The 17,471-nt window shown below is 68.9% G+C and carries 15 protein-coding genes; 8 read left to right on the top strand and 7 right to left on the bottom strand.

Annotation, left to right across the window (positions count from 1 at the left end; translation table 11 throughout):
* Nucleotides 1-64: 64 nt before the first annotated feature.
* The 7 genes from HUW46_RS03605 to HUW46_RS03575 form a co-directional block, all read right to left on the bottom strand.
* Nucleotides 65-1,090, bottom strand: a complete 1,026-nt coding sequence (locus HUW46_RS03605; RefSeq protein ID WP_215545906.1) for a methyltransferase — start codon at nt 1,088-1,090, stop codon at nt 65-67.
* Nucleotides 1,091-1,141: 51 nt separating this feature from the next.
* Complete coding sequence (locus HUW46_RS03600; protein WP_215545905.1) at nt 1,142-2,140, bottom strand: TIGR03842 family LLM class F420-dependent oxidoreductase; 999 nt, start codon at nt 2,138-2,140, stop codon at nt 1,142-1,144.
* A gap of 10 nt (nt 2,141-2,150) precedes the next feature.
* Nucleotides 2,151-3,536, bottom strand: coding sequence for a dihydropyrimidinase (gene hydA / locus HUW46_RS03595; protein WP_215545904.1), 1,386 nt, complete (start codon nt 3,534-3,536; stop codon nt 2,151-2,153).
* Complete coding sequence (locus HUW46_RS03590) at nt 3,536-4,378, bottom strand: nitrilase-related carbon-nitrogen hydrolase (RefSeq protein WP_215545903.1); 843 nt, start codon at nt 4,376-4,378, stop codon at nt 3,536-3,538. The genes hydA and HUW46_RS03590 overlap by 1 nt, the downstream gene beginning before the upstream one ends.
* On the bottom strand, nt 4,329-5,903 hold the full coding sequence (locus HUW46_RS03585) for an NCS1 family nucleobase:cation symporter-1 (RefSeq protein ID WP_215549648.1): 1,575 nt from the start codon (nt 5,901-5,903) through the stop codon (nt 4,329-4,331). The genes HUW46_RS03590 and HUW46_RS03585 overlap by 50 nt, the downstream gene beginning before the upstream one ends.
* Nucleotides 5,904-6,141: 238 nt before the next feature.
* Entirely contained in the window at nt 6,142-6,513 is a 372-nt protein-coding gene (locus HUW46_RS03580; RefSeq protein ID WP_215545902.1) for an SSI family serine proteinase inhibitor, read from the bottom strand.
* A 58-nt stretch (nt 6,514-6,571) separates the two neighbouring features.
* Nucleotides 6,572-8,185 (bottom strand): PucR family transcriptional regulator, encoded by a 1,614-nt coding sequence (locus tag HUW46_RS03575; RefSeq protein WP_215545901.1) that lies wholly within the window; start codon nt 8,183-8,185, stop codon nt 6,572-6,574.
* Nucleotides 8,186-8,323: 138 nt separating this feature from the next.
* On the opposite strand from HUW46_RS03575, the gene HUW46_RS03570 reads away from it, so the two are divergent.
* From HUW46_RS03570 to HUW46_RS03535, 8 genes are all read left to right on the top strand, one after another.
* A complete protein-coding gene (locus HUW46_RS03570; RefSeq protein WP_215545900.1) occupies nt 8,324-9,640 on the top strand; it encodes an aspartate aminotransferase family protein in 1,317 nt (438 codons plus the stop codon).
* A complete protein-coding gene (locus tag HUW46_RS03565; RefSeq protein ID WP_215545899.1) occupies nt 9,637-11,133 on the top strand; it encodes a CoA-acylating methylmalonate-semialdehyde dehydrogenase in 1,497 nt (498 codons plus the stop codon). The genes HUW46_RS03570 and HUW46_RS03565 overlap by 4 nt, the downstream gene beginning before the upstream one ends.
* Before the next feature lie 517 nt (nt 11,134-11,650).
* The gene (locus tag HUW46_RS03560) at nt 11,651-12,724 is read left to right on the top strand and encodes an HNH endonuclease signature motif containing protein (RefSeq protein ID WP_254125771.1); all 1,074 of its coding nucleotides are present in this window, start codon (nt 11,651-11,653) and stop codon (nt 12,722-12,724) included.
* Nucleotides 12,725-12,733: 9 nt separating this feature from the next.
* The gene (locus tag HUW46_RS03555; protein WP_256451413.1) at nt 12,734-13,633 is read left to right on the top strand and encodes a helix-turn-helix domain-containing protein; all 900 of its coding nucleotides are present in this window, start codon (nt 12,734-12,736) and stop codon (nt 13,631-13,633) included.
* Nucleotides 13,605-13,823 carry a DUF397 domain-containing protein gene (locus HUW46_RS03550; RefSeq protein ID WP_215545896.1) on the top strand — a complete coding sequence of 73 codons (219 nt, stop codon included), beginning with the start codon at nt 13,605-13,607 and terminating at the stop codon, nt 13,821-13,823. The genes HUW46_RS03555 and HUW46_RS03550 overlap by 29 nt, the downstream gene beginning before the upstream one ends.
* A 260-nt stretch (nt 13,824-14,083) precedes the next feature.
* Complete coding sequence (gene hrcA / locus HUW46_RS03545) at nt 14,084-15,109, top strand: heat-inducible transcriptional repressor HrcA (protein ID WP_215545895.1); 1,026 nt, start codon at nt 14,084-14,086, stop codon at nt 15,107-15,109.
* 42 nt (nt 15,110-15,151) lie between these two features.
* Nucleotides 15,152-16,321, top strand: coding sequence for a molecular chaperone DnaJ (gene dnaJ / locus HUW46_RS03540; RefSeq protein ID WP_215545894.1), 1,170 nt, complete (start codon nt 15,152-15,154; stop codon nt 16,319-16,321).
* Entirely contained in the window at nt 16,322-17,086 is a 765-nt protein-coding gene (locus tag HUW46_RS03535; RefSeq protein ID WP_215545893.1) for a 16S rRNA (uracil(1498)-N(3))-methyltransferase, read from the top strand.
* Nucleotides 17,087-17,471: the final 385 nt, after the last annotated feature.

Here is a 17,471-nt window from a genome sequence, read left to right as displayed (position 1 = left end):
GCAGGGAAATCCCGGCGGCCCACCCCCGAACCCGTGGTAGGGCCAGCCCTATCGGGGAAAACCCTTACTGGGGAACGGCTTCCAGCAACCAGTAGCCGGTGTCCCGCACCGGGTTCGCCGCGGTGACGGCGAACCCGGCTCGCGCGCACAACGCCTCGAAATCGGCGCGCGTGCGCTCCCTGCCGCCCACATTGACGAGCATGTTCAGGTCGGACAGGTAAAGACCGGCCATCGCGGGGTCGGCCGTGCCGGGCAGCACGGGTTCGACGATCAGCAGGCGACCGTCGTCCGGGATGACCGACCGGCAGTGTCCGAGGATGGTCGCGGACCGCTCGTCGTCCCAGTCGTGCAGGATGCTCTTGATCAGGTACACCTCGGCCCCGGCGGGGACGGCGGCGAAGAAGTCCCCTGCCTCGACGGTGCACCGGTCGCCGACGCCCGCGGCCGCGAGCCGGTCCGGTGCCTGCGCGCCGCCCTCCGCCGAGTCGAACACGATCCCGCGCAGGTGCGGATTTTCCCGCAGGGCAGGGGAAATCAGCGTGCCGTCCCCGCCGCCGATGTCGAGCACGGTCCGGTACGGGCCGAAGTCGAAGCAGCCCGGCAGCACCTCGGCGATGGCGCGCGTGCCGTCGCGCATCGCGTCGTTGAACAGCGCCGACTTCTCGGGTTCTTCGCGCAGGTAAGCGAAGAACGGCTTCCCGTGCACCTCGTCGAAGGCGGTGCGCCCGGTGCGCACGCTGAACGGCAGTTCCGGCCACGCGCTGGTCATCACCGGGTCGGTGAACGTCTCGACGAAGGCGTGCATCGACGCGGGGTGGTCGGTGCGCATCAGCGCGCCGGCGGCGGTCGCCGAGAACTCGCCCGGCCGCGGCTCGGCGCACAGGCCGAGCCCGGCGAGGGCGCGCAGCAACCGCGTCGTCGTCTCGACCGGCGTGCCCGATTCGGCCGCGACGTCCGCGGCCGCGCGGGTACCGGACCCGACCGCGTCGAGCAGTTTCAGCTCCGCCGCCGCGCGGACGGCGTGGGTCATCATGAACCCCATCGCGAGCCGGGTCACGGTCCTGCGTGCTTCCGGGTCCTGCCGTGCCATCGTGCCTCCCCTTCGCGTTGCGATCCGAACGAAGGCAAGGCTACCCTAAATTCAAGCGGTGAGCTTCGGCACGACCTGTGATCCGTAGGCGGCCAGCGTGTCCTCCCGTTCGTCGTGCATGAGGTAGAGCGCGAACTGGTCGACCCCGAGCTCGGCCAGCTCTTCCAGCCGGGCGACATGCGCGCCGGCCGATCCGATCAAGCAGAACCGGTCGACGATCTCGTCCGGTACGAACTCGGTCGACGGGTTGCCCGCCTTGCCGTGGTGGGCGTAGTCGTACCCCTCGCGCCCCGCGATGTAATCGGTCAGCTCCCGCGGCACCGAGCTCGAATCGCCGTAGCGCGCGACGAGATCGGCGACGTGGTTGCCGACCATGCCGCCGAACCAGCGCAGCTGCTCGCGCTGGTGCGCGAGGTCCTCGCCGACGTAACCCGGTGCGGCGACGCAGATCGTGATGCCCTCCGGGTCACGCCCCGCGGCGCGCGCGGCGTCGCGGACGCTGCCGATCGTCCACTTCGCGATCGCGGGATCGGCGCACTGCAGGATGAACCCGTCGGCCTGCTCGCCGACCATCTTCAGCGCCTTCGGCCCGTATCCGGCCATCCACATCTCGAGCCTGCCGTCGCGGACCCACGGGATCCGCACCGGGGTGTCGTTGAGCAGCACCTCCCTGCCCTCGGCCAGTTCCTTGACCAGGTGCATGCACTCCCGCACGGTGGCCAAAGTGGACGGTGCGCGGCCGACGACCCGGTGCGCGGAGTCCCCGCGCCCGATCCCGCACACCGTCCGGTTGCCGTACATGTCGTTGAGCGTCGCGAAGGTCGACGCCATCACCGAATAGTCCCGTGTCGCCGGGCTGGTCACCATCGGGCCCACGGTCAGCGCCGAGGTTTCGGCGAGGATCCGCGAATAGATGACGAACGGCTCCTGCCAGAGCACGCACGAGTCGAACGTCCAGCCGTAGGAGAAACCGTTGTCCTCGGCGGCTTTCATCAGCCGCACGACCTCGCTCGCGGGCGGGTCCGTCTGCAGCACGATCCCGAAGTCCACCACGCGCTCCTTAGCTGAGGTACTGGTTGAGGTCGCGGGACAGGAAGCGGCCGTGCGTCGTGCTGCCCTCGAAACCCGAAGGCGACACGACCACCTTGCCGCGCGAAAGCACGGTGTCGACCTTGCCGGTGAGCTCGAACCCTTCGTACGCCGAGTAGTCCACGTTCATGTGGTGCGTCTCGGCCGAGAGCGTCTGCGTCGCGGCGGGATCGTAGAGCACGATGTCCGCATCGGACCCGGCGGCGACGACACCCTTGCGCGGGTACAGACCGAACATCTTCGCCGGTGTCGTCGAGCAGGTTTCCACCCAGCGGCCGAGCGAGATCTCTCCCGCCACCACGCCCTGGTGCAGCAGGTCCATCCGGTGCTCGACGCCGGGGATCCCGTTCGGGATGGCGCGGAAGTCCCCGCGCCCCAGCTCTTTCTGGTCCTTGAAGCAGAACGGGCAGTGGTCCGTCGACACCACGGACAGGTCGTTCGTCCGCAGCCCGCGCCAGAGGTCCGGCTGGTGCGACTTCTCGCGCAGTGGGGGAGAGGCGACGTACTTCGCGCCCTCGAAGTCCGGTTTCGCCAAGTCCTCAATGGACAGGTAGAGGTACTGCGGGCAGGTCTCGGCGAACACGTTCTGCCCGCCGTCGCGCGCTTCGGCGACCGCGGCGAGTGCCTGCGACGCGGACAGGTGCACGATGTAGAGCGGCGCGCCGGTGACCTTGGCGAGGGTGATCGCCCGCGAGGTCGCCTCGCCCTCCAGCTCGGGCGGCCGCGTCAGCCCGTGCTGGACGGGCGCGGTGTGGCCGTCCTCGAACGCCCGCGCGGCGAGCTGATCGATCGCGATGCCGTTCTCCGCGTGCATCATGATCGTGGCGCCGATCTCGCGCGCTTTGGCCATCGCGCGCAGGATTTCGCCGTCCGTCGAGTAGAACACGCCGGGATAGGCCATGAACATCTTGAAGCTGCCGACACCGGCCGTGACGCAGGCTTCCATTTCCTTGAGCGAGGTGTCGTTGACGTCGCTCACGATCATGTGGAACCCGTAGTCGATCGCGCAGTTCCCGTCCGCCTTCTCGTGCCACTTGTCCAAAGTGGACAGAAGCGAGGTGCCCTTGGCCTGCACCGCGAAGTCGACGATCGTGGTGGTGCCGCCCCACGCCGCCGCGGTGGTGCCGGTGCCGAAGGTGTCCACGGAGTGCGTGCCCCCGAAGGGCATTTCCATGTGCGTGTGCGCGTCGATCCCGCCGGGCAGCACGTACTTCCCGGTGGCGTCGATGACCTCGTCCGCGGTGGTGAGCACGCCGGGTGCGGCGACCGCGGCGATCTTCTCGCCGTCGACCAGCACGTCCTGGAGCTTCGCGCCGTCGACGCCGACGACCTGCCCGCCCTTGATCAGCGTCGTCATCACGCCTCCGCGAGGGGGCCGTAGCTGTCCGGGCGGCGGTCGCGGTAGAACGCCCACAGGTCGCGAACCTCCGCGAGCTTGCCCATGTCCAGATCGCGGACCACGATCTCCTCTTCGGTGTCCGACGCCGCTTCGCCGACGAGCTGCCCGCGTGGATCGGCGAAATAGGACTGGCCGTAGAAGTCGTTGTCGCCCAAGGGTTCCACGCCGACGCGGTTGATCGTGCCGACGAAGTACTCGTTCGCGACCGCGGCGGCGGGCTGTTCCAGGCGCCACAGGTACTCCGACAGGCCGCGGCTGGTGGCCGACGGGTTGAACACGATCTTCGCCCCGGCGAGCCCGAGCGCGCGCCAGCCCTCGGGGAAGTGGCGTTCGTAGCAGATGTAGACGCCAATGCGCCCGACCGCGGTGTCGAACACCGGGTACCCCATGTTGCCTGGCCGGAAGTAGAACTTCTCCCAGAACCCCTTGACCTGCGGGATGTGGTTCTTGCGGTGCTTGCCGAGGTAGGTGCCGTCGGCGTCGATCACGGCCGCGGTGTTGTAGTACACGCCGGGCTGTTCGATTTCGTACATCGGCACCACGAGGACCACGCCGTGCCGCTCGGCGACCTCCTGCATGAGCTTGGTCGTCGGGCCGTCCGGGATGCCCTCGGTGTAGGAGTAGTAGTCGGTGTCCTGCACCTGGCAGAAGTACGGGCCGTAGAACAGTTCCTGGAGGCACACGACCTGCGCGCCCTGGGACGCGGCCTTGCCGATCGCCTCGACCGCGCCCGCGATCATGGACTCCTTGTCACCCGTCCACCGCTGCTGGATCAATCCGGCTCGGACCAGGTCGCTCACTTGTTTCCTCCTTTTTCTCGATTTTCTCGACGGGTCGGCTCAGCAGGGCGTAGACGACGAACGCGCCGACGAGGCCGACCACCCAGTTGTAGTCGTAGAGCGGTTTGAGGAACGGGATCAGCCCGTCGGCGGGGAACGGCCCGTCGTAGGCACCGCCGACCGCGAGCACGGCGCCGACGATGGTCGCGACGACCGCGCGCCAGTTCCAGCCGCCGGTGAACCAGTACGCGCCCCGCTCGGTGTAGAGGTCCTTCAGGTGCAGTTTCGTTCTGTTGACCACCCAGTAGCCGCCGACCAGCACACCGGCGACCGCGCCGAGCAGCCCGCCGTAGAACCCGAGCCAGGCGAAGATGTAGATGCTCGGATCGGAGTACAGCCGCCACGGCTGGATCAGAATGCCGATGACGCCGGTGATCAGCCCGCCGAGCGCGAAGGTGATCTTCTTGGGGAAGGCGTTGGAGAAGTCGTAGGAAGGGCTGACCACGTTCGCCGCGAGGTTCGCCGAAATGGTCGCGAGCACCAGTGCGATCAGCGCGATGACGACGACGATCGGGGAGTCGAACCGGTCGGCGAGCTTCGCCGGGTCCCAGATCTGCTCGCCGTAGAGCACGCTGCCGCCCGAGGTGGTCAGGATCGCCACGATCGCGATGAACGTCATCGTGGTGGGCAGGCCGAATATCTGCCCGCGCACCTGCTTGCGCTGGCTGCCGCCGAAGCGGGTGAAGTCCGGCATGTTCAGCGAAAGCGTCGACCAGAACGCGATCATCGCCATCAGCGAAGGCGCGAAGACCTTCCAGAAGTCCGCGCCCCAGCCGAGTTTGCCGGGTTCGGACAGGATCGGGCCGAGCCCGCCCGCCTTGACCAGCACGTAGCCGAGCAGGATCAGGAACCCGACCGACACCAGCGGCGCGGTCCAGTTCTCGAACTTGCGGACGGCTTCCATTCCGCGCCAGATGATCAGCATCTGGACCGCCCAGAACACCGCGAAGGACAGCCACAACGTCCAGTGCTGCCCCGCGATGACCGCGGAGTCCCGCCAGCCGGGCCCGGCGAGCCGCCCGACGATGATGTAGACGGCTTCGCCGCCGACCCAGGTCTGGATGCCGAACCAGCCGCACGCGATGAACGCGCGCAGCAGCGCGGCCAGGTTCGCGCCGCGGACGCCGTAGAAGGCGCGGGCGAACACCGGGAACGGGATGCCGTACTTGGTCCCGGCGTGGCTGTTGAGCAGCATCGGCGCGAGCACCACGATGTTGCCGATGGTGATCGTGAGCAGCGCCTGCACCCAGTTCATGCCGAGCGCGATGAGCGAGGCCGCGAGCGCGTAGCTGGGGATGTTGTGCGCCATCCCCATCCACAGCGCGAAGTAGTTGTAGGTGCTCCAGGTGCGTTTCGACACCGGAACCGGCGCCAGCTCTTCGTTGAAGTACCGGCTGCCCGAGATGCTCTTCGGGTCCCCGAGGTCGACCCTGCCGTCCGGGTGCACCACGGTGTTCTCGCCGCTGTCGCGCTGGCTCGGCTCCATTGCGGAATCCTGCGCCAGCGGCGTCGGCACCGGGACTGGCAGAGTGTTCGGCGTTGGGTGTGTCCCAGCGCACACTGTCGATTGCGCTGATCGACTCGCAGTGCTTCGCGGACACCCGTTACTCATGGGTAATGCAGGGGAAACGACGACGCGGTGGTGCTATGAGCGTAAGGAAAAGAGAAGGAGGGGTGGGGCCCCGGCGGCGGTGAGGCCCCACCCGTGGTTCAGAAGACCGTGCTCAGAAAGCGAAGACGCCGCTGGAACCCGCGTCGGCCGCGCAGCGGTTCGAATAGGTGGTGCGGAAGTCGACGCGCTGGCCCCGGTACACGCCGATGGCGGTGACGTCGACGGGCGCGTATTCGAGCGTGCAAGGCTGATCGTGCAGCGGCAGGCGGGAGAAGTCGCCGTCGATCGAGTCCAGCACCGCGCACGCGGCGTTGCTCTTCGGGTGGGTGCCCCGCGCCGGGTCGCAGGCGAGCGAGACGGCGGCGACCCGGCCCGTGGTGTCGTGCGCGTTCAGCTGCAGCGACGTGGGCGCGGTCGCGGCCGGACTGCCGAGGGAGGCGAGGGTGAGCGCGCCCGCGACGATCGGTTCCAATAAGAAAGGCATATCGCCTGTATCGACAGATCGACGTGGTGACTGTGTTCCCCGGCCCAGTGATCTTCCCTCACCCGGTCGAGTGGTCTGAACGGGTGATGTCGTGCGCGAGCAGTGCGACGTACAGCGAGAGCAGCGATTCCGGGTCTTCGAGCCGCACCCCGAGCACCTGCTCGATCCGCGCGAGCTGCTGGTAGTAGGCCGTCCGCGAGGTGTGCGCCGCCGCGGCCGCCGCCGACTTGTTGCCGCCGTGCTCGCAGTAGTGCCGCAGCGCCGCGACGAGCCTGCTGCCCGAGGCCGCGTCCCTGGCCAGCAGCGCTCCCAGCTCACGGTCGGCGAACGCGGTCAGCCGCTCGTCACCGGCGAGTAACTGCAGCAAACCGCGCAGGCGGACGTCGTCGAGCCGGTGGACCGGCCGGTCCGGCCCGTGCAGCGCGGCCGCCGCGACCTGCGCCGCCTCGGCCAGTGTGCGCCCGGCACCGGCCGGCCCGGTCACGACGGTGCCCGCGGCGATCACCGCCGAGCCGCGAGCCTGGTGGACCTCGGCCGCCAGCCTGTCCAGCACCGCGTCCGGTTTCGCTTGCGGGGAAAGGGAAATCAGCATGCGGACACCGCCGTCGTCGCCGGTGGACACCAGCGCCCGTACCCGGGCACGCCGTGCGGCCAGCGCCGCGGCTTCGGCGAGTTCCCGCGTCAGCGGCTGGATCGACAGCGCGGGCGCGGCGGATCCGATGAGCCGTGGCCGGATCGCGACGCCGACCAGCAGGCGCCCGGCCAACGGCACGTCGAGCGCGGACGAACGGGCGATCAGCTCGGCCGACGGCACGGGCGCCGCGAGCAGTTCGTTGACGAGCGCGCGGTGGGCGTTGCGTTCGAGGCTGTCGCCGTCCTTCGCGACGAGCCGGTGCACGGCGAGCGCGGACGCGGCGCGTTCGGCGACCACGACGTGCCGGTGCGGCGGCGGTTCCGCGCACACCACCACGAGCCTGGCCCAGTCGTGCCCGCGCGCGCCGACGATCGTGAGCAGCCAGCCCGCTTCGACGTGGTACCCGGTGCGTTCGCCGATCTCGGTCGCGCGCGAACGGGCGGGCCAGCCGTCGAGCAGCTCGCCGGGATCGGTGCCCGCGGCGTCGTAGGCGAGCACCTCGTGCGAGAGGGTTTCCAGCACCACCGGCTGCCCGGTCACGCGCGCGACCTCGCGCAGCACCTCCGCCGGTTCGGCACCGGACACGGTCAGTTCGGTGAACACCTTGTGCACCTGTTCGGCGGCGCGCAGCTCGGCCACCTGCGCGTCGACGATCAGCCCGTTCACCGATTCGGTGACCGTCACGTAGCGGGTCTCCCTGGACAGCGTCACCAACGGGATCCCGCGCTCCTCGGCGGCGCTCACCAGCGCGGACGGCAGTTCGTCGCTCCAGTGCCGGACCAGTTCGACCACCAGGCCCGCGATATCCGCGTCGGCCAGTTCGCCCATGTACGCGGTGAGCTCGCTCGCGTCGTCGGGCAGCGCGATGCCGGTGGTGAGGACGAGTTCGCCGCCGCGGAGCAGGTGCGCGATCCCGGTCACCTCGGCGACGTGCACCCAGCGCACCCTGGCGCCGAGCCCGCGCGAGCCCGCGACGACGTGCGGGCGGCCGTGGCGCAGCACCGGCAGTGCCAGCACCTCCGCGACGGTCGGGTACATCCGGCGGCTCCAGCGTGCTCGGGGCGGGTCCACAGACTGTACGGCGGCGCGCGAGAGTCCGTACACGTTGCGGGTGGTCCCCGCGTGGCGCGCACCGTGAGACTCGGAAGCACTGGCACGGGACGCAGGAGGAGATCGATGAGCGGCAGTGAACTCCTAGACGGGGACCTTCTCGGCAGGCATCGCGCGGTGCTGCCGAACTGGCTGGCCCTCTACTACTCGGAGCCCATCGAGATCGTGCGCGCGAAGGGGCGCCACGTCACCGACTCGACCGGGGCGACCTACCTCGACTTCTTCGCGGGCATCCTGACGAACGCGATCGGCTACGACGTCGAAGAGATCTCGGACGCGGTGCGCGCGCAGCTCGACACGGGCGTGCTGCACACCTCGACGCTGTACCTGATCCGCAAGCAGGTGGAGCTGGCCGAGCAGATCTCGGAGCTGTCGGGCATCCCGGACGCCAAGGTGTTCTTCACCAACTCCGGCACCGAAGCCAACGAAACCGCGCTCATGCTCGCCACCCAGTACCGCCGCAGCGACCAGGTGCTCGCGCTGCGGAACTCCTACCACGGCAGGGCGTTCGCCACGATCGGCATCACCGGGAACCGGGGCTGGTCGGCCAGTTCGCTTTCACCGGTGAAGGTGAGCTACGTGCACGGCGGCTACCGCTACCGCGGCCCGTTCTCGAAGTTCTCCGACGCCGAGTACACCGCCGCGTGCGTCGAGGATCTGCGCGACGTGTTGCAGACGTCGACCTCCGGTGACGTCGCCGCGCTCATCGCGGAGCCGATCCAGGGCGTCGGCGGGTTCTCGGTACCGCCGGACGGCATGCTCGGGAAGTTCAAGGAAGTGCTCGACGAGCACGGCATCCTGCTGATCTCCGACGAGGTGCAGACCGGGTGGGGCCGGACGGGCGAGCACTTCTGGGGCATCCAGGCGCACGGCGTGACGCCGGACATCATGACGTTCGCGAAGGGCCTCGGCAACGGGCTCGCGATCGGCGGCGTGATCGCGCGCGGCGAGGTCATGGACTGCCTCGGCGCCAACTCGATCTCGACCTTCGGCGGAAACCCGATCTCCACCGCGGGCGCGAAGGCGACGCTGGACTACCTGCTCGCGCACGATCTCCAGGGCAACGCCGCGAAGCTCGGCGAGCGGCTGCTCACCGGCCTGCGCGAACTGTCCACTCGGTACGACGTGCTCGGCGACGTGCGCGGGAAGGGCCTGATGATCGGGCTCGAATTCGTCGGACCGGACGGTGCACCGAGCCCGGCCGCGGCGGGGACAATGCTGGAGAAGACCAAGGAACTGGGCCTGCTCGTCGGCAAGGGCGGCCTGCACAACAATGTCATCCGGCTCGCGCCGCCGATGACGTTGACCGATGCCGAAGCCGACGAGGCACTCGGCATACTCGGCGAAGCGATCGCGCACACCCAGGAGGCACGGGAGAAGTGACCAACCGCATCAGTCATCGGATCGACGGCAAGGCTTGGGCTGGCGAGCCCGAACGGTCGGGCGAGGTGTACGACCCCGCGAGCGGGTCCGTCACGTCCACAGTGGACTTCGCTTCGATTTCCGAGGTCGCCGAAGCGGTTTCGGCGGCGTCTCGCGCGCTTCCCGCTTGGCGCAACGCTTCGCTGGCGGCGCGCACGCGTGTGCTCTTCGCGTTCCGAGAGCTGCTTTCGGCCCGCAAGGACGAGCTGGCGAAGATCATCACTTCGGAGCACGGGAAGGTCGAATCCGACGCGGCGGGGGAGATCGCGCGCGCGATCGAGAACGTCGAATACGCTTGCGGCGCGGCCCAGATGTTGAAAGGCGGCTACAGCGAGAGCGCGTCGACCGGGATCGACGTGTACTCGATGCTCCAGCCGCTCGGCGTGGTCGGCGTGATCTCGCCGTTCAACTTCCCCGCGATGGTGCCGCTGTGGTTCGTCCCGAACGCCATCGCGTGCGGGAACACGGTGGTGCTGAAACCGAGCGAGAAGGATCCGTCCGCGGCGAACTTCATCGCCGACCTGTTCGCCGAAGCCGGGCTCCCGTCGGGCGTGCTGAACGTGTTGCACGGGGACAAGGTCGCCGTCGACGGGCTGCTCGAACACCCCGACGTGAAGGCGATTTCGTTCGTCGGGTCGACGCCGATCGCGCGCTACGTCTACGAAACCGGTACCCGGAACGGGAAGCGCGTGCAGGCGCTCGGCGGCGCGAAGAATCACATGGTCGTGCTGCCGGACGCGGATCTCGACCTCGCCGCGGACGCCGCGGTCTCCGCCGGTTTCGGGTCGGCGGGGGAGCGGTGCATGGCCGTTTCGGTGGTCGTCGCGGTCGACCCGGTCGGGGACGAGCTGGTGGCGAAGATCGCGGACCGGATCTCGCGGTTGCAGGTGGGTGCCGGATCCCGCCCGTCCTCGGACATGGGACCGCTGGTCACCGCGGCGCACCACCAGCGCGTCTCGTCCTATGTGGACGCTGGGTTGTCGTCGGGCGCTGCTTTGGTCGTCGATGGCCGGGGTGTCGCGGTTGACGGTTCGCCGGACGGTTTTTGGCTGGGGCCAACGCTGTTCGACCACGTCCGGCCGGAGATGTCCCTCTACACCGACGAGATCTTCGGTCCGGTGCTGGCGGTCGCGCGCGTTCCCGGTTACGAAGAAGCGCTGGCGCTGGTGAACCGGAACCCGTACGGGAACGGGACGGCGATCTACACGACCGACGGCGGGGCCGCGCGGCGGTACCAGCACGAGGTCGAGGTCGGGATGGTCGGCGTGAACGTGCCGATCCCGGTTCCGGTGGGGTACTACTCGTTCGGCGGGTGGAAGGATTCGCTGTTCGGGGACACCCACGCGTACGGGCCGGAGGGGTTCCACTTCTTCACGCGCACGAAGGTGGTCACGTCGCGGTGGCCGGATCCTTCGCATGGCGGGGTCAATCTGGGGTTCCCGCGCAACGACTGATCCGTTTCTGGGAGGGCGCCGCGGCTGGGGTTTGGTCGCGGCGCCCTGCTTTCCTTGGCACGGCGCAAGTCCACGGCACGCCTTCGGCGCGCCGTGGGGAACCGCTGCTCCTCGGTGCGGGTCGCGTCGTTGGTCACCAGCAGCGGTTCCCCACGGAACGGGCATCGTGGTCGGCTTTCGTGTGTGGCGTTGCGGTGGTGGTTGTGCTTGGGACGCTTCGGTTTTCGTGGTGGTTGCGTTGCTCTGGCGTCGCTTGGTGTGGGCGGTGCGGTTTCGTCGCTGTGGCGCGTTTGGACAGTTGGTCACCATCAAGGAGCATTTTCGGTTCACACTTGTGAGTGATGCCTGTGCGGATTCGTGTGCGTAGGCTTGTCTTGTGTCTAAAACTGGGGAAGTTCAAGGGTTTTCGTTCGCTTCTGCCTTCATCGCGGAGCGGCGTGTTTGTCGATGTCGGGAGAGCGCGTGGGAGTTGCGCGGGATAGCGCATCTCGCCTCGCTGGGGTCCCGAAGATCCGTGGTGTCCGAGGTTGCGTTGGTGTGCAAGCTTTCCGAAGTGGCGGCGGAAAAACGGACGGCGCTCGCTGTCGCGTTGACCTCGTATTTGCCGCGCACGCTCGAAGCTTTGGAGTCCGGTCTCATCGACGAGTACGCGGCCTCGCGGGTGTTCGACGCGACCGCGTGTTTGCCGGAAGAGCTGGCGCGCCAGGTGGATTCCTTGCTGGTAGGGCGATTCGACGTCCGCAACGCCTCGGCGCTGCGCCGGATCGTGAACTCGATCATCATGCGGATCGACCCCGACGGATACGAAGAACGGCGCCAGCGGCGCATCGAGGCGCGGCGGTTGGAGCTTCGGCACGGCGATCACGGTTCTTCCAGCTTGTTCGCCGATCTGCCCGCGGAGCAGGCACAGGCGATCTACGCCGCGTGCGACCGCGATGCCATGGCGTTGAAGCTCAAAGGTGATCCGCGCACCATGGACCAGTTGCGCGTGGACTGCTTCGTCGCGCGCTGCCTCGGTGGATCCGGGGATGGCAAGGCGCGGGCGGAAATCTTCGTCTACGTCGACATCAACACCCTGCTGGGCCTGCGGGACGGCCCGGCGGAACTGGGCGGCTACGGCGACATCTCCGCCGCCATGGCCCGCGAAATCGCGTTCAAGGTCGACTCCACCTGGCGGCGGATCGTGACCGACCCGATTACCGGATTGCCGTGCGATGAAGGACGGCGTACATACCGGGCGCCGAGGGCGGTCAGGCGGCACGCCCACCTCCGGCACCGCACCTGCTGCATGCCGGGCTGCAACCGGCCAGCGCAGTTCACCGACCTCGACCACGCCACCCCTTGGCGCGAAGGCGGCGGCACCGACAAAGTCAACTTGCGCCCGCTGTGCCGGGTCCACCACCTGCTGCGGAACGAACCCGGCTGGACGTTCACCACCGACGACAACGGCCGCCTCGTCGTCACCACCCCCAGCGGCCGCACCTACACCGAAGAAGCCCCGATGGACATAGCTTTGCCGGGTTGGCACAGTGCCATCCGTTGTGGTGAACCACCTGCGGCGGCGCGTCCTGCCGATTCGGATGCGGCCTAGTTTGGCTTGATGGTGGGAAAAGCGGAGCGGGAGTCCTCCGCGCGGGCCCGGGAGATCGGCGAGGAACTGAGGGATGCGCGAGTGACCGCGAAGATCTCCGCGGCCGATCTCGCGAAGGCCATGGACTGTTCGCAGACCAAGATCTCCCGGTTGGAGACCGGCGGCCGGGGTGCGTCCGAACTGGATGTGACCATGTACCTGACCGCGTGTGGCGTCGGCAGGAAGGACATCCTGCGGATCCTCGACCTGGTCAGGGAAACCGACGACGGCTACCGCCTGCGCCCGCACCGCGAGCAGATGCCCGATCAACTGCGTTCCCTGAGCGCGCAGGAAGCATTGGCAAGCTCGATCCTGGTCTTCGAACCGATGCTCGTGCCGGGGATCCTGCAGACCGAGGACTACGCCCGCCACGTCTTCCGCGCGGCCGGTGTCCTGGCGCCCTGGGACATCGAAGCTTCCGTGAGCGCTCGAATGACCAGGCAGCGGCTGCTTCGCAGCCCGACTTCGCCTTACTTCACCTTCTACCTGCACGAACACGCCTTGCGAAACATGGTGGGCAATCTTCCGGTCATGCACGAGCAGATCATGCAGCTCCTGTTGGCCAGCTCGTACGCTCGCTGCGAAATCCGCGTGATCCGCAGTGCGACCAGCCCAGGTGGCGTGTTCGGTGAACCGTTCTGGTTCATGCGATACGCGGAGCATCGCCCCATGGTCTACGTGGAAAGCCACACGACGAGCCTGTTTTTGGAAGACAAGGAAGACCTGGACAAGTATCGCCGGACCGTCAGCAAACTCGGGGAACTCGCCCTGGATGGAGCACAATCCAGGAGGTGGCTTGCCACCCTGGCAAGCGAGTACGACCGAGTGAAGGATTCCCGCGATGAGCACCCGCGACCTGACCTGGCGTAAGAGCAGCTACAGCAACGGAGTGGGTGGCGAGTGTGTCGAGGTCTCGCTGGCACCGAATGCCGTTGCCCTGCGCGACTCCAAGGCGCCCGCAGCCGGGACCCTCACAATTCCCGCCGCCTCCTGGCGAGCCCTCCTCCGGGCACCGGAGCCGCCCTCCGCAAGCCCCGAAGGCCACCTTCGGGGAATCTAACGCCGCAAATTTACCCCTCGGGAGCCACGACCGCCGGGCGGAACCTGCCCTGATGGCCACCATGACGGCAGTCAATGCCGTGCAGGCCACCTTGACGGCATCGCCGATCCCTCAGCGCCACCGCCCGGAACGCCCGCCGAACCCGCTCGCCGAAGCCCGCGCCTAGCCTGCGAAGAAGCGCGCCCCGGAGCGGGGGCGCGCACCACGTGGCCAGAAGTCCGTAAACTCGACGTGAGGGTTAGCGGCACGGAGGTGATCGGGTGGCCAACGCGGACGAGCGCCGGTTCGAGGTGCTGCGCGCGATCGTGGCCGACTACGTCTCCAACCAGGAGCCGGTCGGGTCGAAGGCGATCGTCGACCGGCACAACCTCGGGGTGTCCAGCGCGACCGTGCGCAACGACATGGCGGCGCTCGAAGAGGACGGCTACATCACGCAGCCGCACACCAGCGCCGGGCGGATCCCGACGGACAAGGGGTACCGGGTCTTCGTCGACAAGCTGTCCGAGATCAAGCCGCTCACCAGCGCCGAGCGCCGCGCGATCACGAGCTTCCTCGACGGGGCGATGGACGTCGACGACGTGCTGCGCCGGTCCGTGCGCCTGCTGGCGCAGCTGACCAGGCAGGTCGCCGTGGTGCAGTACCCGATGATGACCAACTCCAGCGTGCGCCACCTCGAAGTGGTGCCGCTGACCTCCGCGCGGCTGATGCTCGTGCTGATCACCGACACCGGCCGCGTCGACCAGCGAGCCGTCGACCTCGGCGAGGTGGTCACCGAAGACACCGTCTCGCGGATCAGGGCGCTGCTGAACACCGCGCTCGGCGGCCGTCGGCTGTCCGAAGCGGCGGCCAGGGTCGCCGAGGTGCCGGAGCAGGCGCCGAGCGAGCTGCGCGACGTGCTGATCCGGGTCTGTACGGTATTGGTGGAATCTCTCGTCGAGCATCCCGAAGAACGGCTCGTGCTCGGCGGCACGGCGAACCTGACCCGCAACGTCGCGGACTTCCCCGGCTCGCTGCGCCAGGTGCTGGAAGCGCTCGAAGAGCAGGTCGTCGTGTTGAAACTGCTCGCCGCGGCGCGCAACCCCGGTGCGGTCACGGTCCGCATCGGCGGGGAAAATGAGGACGAGCAGATGCGCAGCACCTCGGTGGTGTCCATCGGCTACGGCATGGATGACATGCTGCTGGGCGGGATGGGCGTCGTCGGGCCGACCAGGATGGACTATCCGGGCACGATCGCGGCGGTGCGCGCGGTGGCGAACTACGTGGGGCAGATCCTGGCCGGGCGGTAGCCCGTCGGGCCGGGAGAGTGAGGAAACGAGGACGGCATAACGGTGGCCAGGGACTACTACGGCACGCTCGGGGTCGCGAAGAACGCGAGCGAGCAGGAGATCAAGCGCGCCTACCGCAAGCTGGCGCGCGAGCTGCACCCGGACGTCAACCCGTCCGAGGACGCGCAGCACCGCTTCGGTGAGGTCACCACCGCCTACGAGGTGCTCTCCGATCCCCAGAAGCGCAAGATCGTCGACCTCGGGGGAGACCCGCTCGACAACGGCGCCGGCGGCGGTCGCGGCGGCGGCGACCCGTTCTCCGGGTTCGGCGGCCTCGGCGACATCATGGACGCCTTCTTCGGCGCCGCCGGTGGCGGCGGTGGCCGGGGACGCGGTCCGCGCAGCAGGGTGCAGCCGGGCTCGGACGCGCTGCTGCGGCTCGGGCTCACCCTCGAAGAGTGCGCGACCGGCGTCGACAAGGACATCACCGTCGACACCGCCATCCTGTGCGACCTGTGCCGCGGCGCGGGCACCGCGGAGGGCGGCAAGCTCAAGACCTGCGACACCTGCGGCGGGCAGGGCGAGGTCCAGTCCGTGCAGCGCTCCTTCCTCGGCCAGGTCGTCACCGCGCGGCCGTGTCCGGTGTGCCGTGGTTTCGGCGAGGTCATCACGGATCCGTGCCGCCAGTGCGGCGGCGACGGCAGGGTCCGCGCCCGCCGCAACGTGACCGCGAAGATCCCGCCTGGCGTCGGCGACGGCATGCGGATCCGGCTGTCCGGGCAGGGCGAGGTCGGCTCGGGCGGCGGTCCCGCCGGCGACCTGTACGTCGAGGTCGACGAGGAGCCGCACGAGGTCTTCGTGCGCCAGGGCCATGACCTGCACTGCAACTTCCGGATCCCGATGACCACCGCCGCGCTCGGCGCGAGCGTGCCCATCGAGACCCTCATCGACGGCGAGTACGAGCTGGACGTCGAGCCCGGCACCCAGCCCGCGACCGAGCTGGTGCTCACCGGCAAGGGCATGCCGAGGCTGCGCTCGTCCGGCCGCGTCGACGGGCGAGGCGACCTGCACGTCCACATCGACGTCCAGGTGCCGACGAAGCTCGACGACGACCAGCGCGACCTGCTGCGCGAGCTGGCCCGCCAGCGCGGCGAAGAAGTCCCCACGCTCGCCACCAACGGCAAGGCGCACGGCGGGCTGTTCTCCAAGCTGCGCGCCAAGAGCCACAAGTAGGTGGACGCCGAACCGACGGCGACCACTCCGCCGGTCTTCCTGGTGGATGTCGTGCCTCCAGGGGAGCGGTTCACCCTCGACGGCGAAGAGGCGCGTCACGCCGTCACTGTGCGGCGTACGCGCGTCGGCGAGCTGCTCGTGGTGTCCGACGGCGCGGGCGAACTGGCCCGGTGCGCCGTCGAAGCGGTTCGCGCGGGGCGGGACGCGGAGCTGGACCTCGTCGTCGAGGAACGGTGGACCGAACCTTCCCCCGCGCTGCGCGTGACGGTCGTGCAGGCGCTCGCGAAGGGCGACCGCGGCGAACTCGCCGTGGAACTCGCCACCGAAGCGGGCGCCGACGCGATCCTGCCGTGGCGCGCCGCCCGCAGCGTCGCGCGCTGGGACGACGGTCCACGCGGCGCGAAAGCGCTCGCCCGGTGGCGGTCCACCGCCCGCGCCGCGGCCAAACAGGCGCGCCGGGCGTACGTGCCGGAGGTCGGCGACCCGGTGACGACCGCCCGGCTCGCCGACCGCGTCCGCACGGCCGACCGCGCGTTCGTCCTCGAAGCGGGCGTGCCGGGACGGCTGGCCACCGAGTCACTGCCCGAGTCCGGCGAGCTACTGCTCGTGATCGGCCCCGAAGGAGGGGTCACAGCGGAGGAACTCCGCACCCTCCGCGAAGCGGGCGCCACCCCGGTGCGCCTCGGCCCGACCGTACTGCGGACCTCCACGGCCGCCGCCGTCGCTCTCGGTGCACTAGGAGCCCGGACAGCCCGCTGGAACTGACCGCCAGGCGGACCGAGCGACCGACCGTCTTCGAAACCCCGGAAATTTATACCCCTGTTTTCCGCTCCGACTGTGGCGCTCGAGGTCTCCCGCCCGTTACTCTTGTCAATCAACGCACCACACACGGTTTCGGTGCACCGGGGGACCTCTCATTTCCCGATGCGCCGGTAAAACCCGCCGGGCACCTCCCCCCTCGGCCTGGCGGCGCCGCGGTGGCGATGGAGTAACCCCCAGGCTCCATCGCCCCGCGGCATCTTCACTCGTTCCTCGTTTCGATGCCGCGTGGCGATTCCGCGTATTGCTTGGGGGGCCGAGCCCCCCAAACCCCCACGGTGCGGCGCGTTTCTGACCCAGCTTGGTTGCGTTTTGGCGTTGGGCCTGGCGG

The organism is Amycolatopsis sp. CA-230715, from assembly GCF_018736145.1.
Taxonomy (GTDB): Bacteria; Actinomycetota; Actinomycetes; order Mycobacteriales; family Pseudonocardiaceae; genus Amycolatopsis.
Note: the sequence above shows the minus strand (reverse complement) of the source record. Positions and strands in the feature narration are given on the sequence as shown.